This window comes from Streptomyces sp. WAC06614, from assembly GCF_003949795.1.
Taxonomy (GTDB): domain Bacteria; phylum Actinomycetota; class Actinomycetes; order Streptomycetales; family Streptomycetaceae; genus Streptomyces.
In genome coordinates, this window is sequence record NZ_RPRY01000718.1 from 1 (window position 1) to 993 (window position 993).

The 993-nt window shown below is 76.9% G+C and carries 2 protein-coding genes; one reads left to right on the top strand and one right to left on the bottom strand.

The window, feature by feature from the left end:
• Positions 1 to 553 (bottom strand): TetR/AcrR family transcriptional regulator (locus tag EF918_RS38880; protein ID WP_369009110.1); only part of this gene is annotated, 553 nt, incomplete at its 3' end.
• A 108-nt stretch (positions 554 to 661) separates the two neighbouring features.
• Between EF918_RS38880 and EF918_RS36105 the strand changes: the two genes are divergently transcribed.
• A partial coding sequence (locus tag EF918_RS36105) for an NAD(P)/FAD-dependent oxidoreductase (protein ID WP_125653013.1) occupies positions 662 to 993 on the top strand: 332 nt, incomplete at its 3' end.

Consider the following 993-nt stretch of genomic DNA (forward strand, 5'->3'; position numbering starts at 1 on the left):
GCAGCTCGGGGTTGCGGGCGGCCTCCAGGGTGAGTTCGAAGCGGGCCAGTTGACGCTCCCGCCCCGTCGTCAGCCAGCGGTGCAGCACGGCGGCGAGCCCGGCCGCCGCCACGTCCCGCCCGGCCGCCGACGCATCCCGCCCCGCGCCGTCGGGCGCGACGGGCGAGACGGGCGAGACGGGCGAGACGGGCGAGACGGGCTCGACAGGCGCGTCGACCCCGCCTCCCGGCGCCGTTCCCCCACTCCCGGCGCCGCCGCTCCGCGCCCCGCCGCTCCGCGCCCCTCCGGGGTCCACCCCGCCCGGGCCTGCCCCGCCGAGGCCCGGATCGGCCAGGTCCACGTCGGCCAGGTCCAGTTCGGCCAGGCGTTGGTAGCAGGCCTCGATCAGGGCCGTCCGGGTGCGGAAGTAGTACGACGTGCTGCCCGCCGGCAGGCCGGCGGCGGAGTCGACCGCGCGGTGGGTCAGCCCGCGCAGCCCGGCGGCGGCCACGGTGGCGATGGCGGTGTCGGCGATCAGCGTCCTGCGGTCCGGCGCAGCCGAGGGGGATGACATCCCCCCACTCTACAGCTGTAGAGTGGGTCTCGCCCGAGCCTCTACACCTGTAGAGGAGACCGTCATGTGCGGCAGGGCATCGGCACACGACACAGGAGCGGTGGACGCATGTCTCGATCTGGACGACGGCGCGCGGTCGTGGTGGGAGCCGGAATCGGCGGGCTCACGGCGGCCGTGGCCCTGCACCGGCGCGGGTGGCAGGTCATCGTGTACGAGCGGACCGCGGACGGGCCCGCCCTCGGGGCCGGGATCGTGCTCGCACCCAACGCCCTGCGCGCCTTCGACAGCATCGGCCTCGACAGCATCGGCCTCGACCCCGCACGGGCCACCGGCCGCGCCGTGCCCGCCGCCATGGGGGTGCGGCGGCCCGACGGCCGCTGGCTGAACCGGGCCGACACCCGTGCCCTGACCGAGCGCTACGGCCGCCCGCCCCTGGCCGT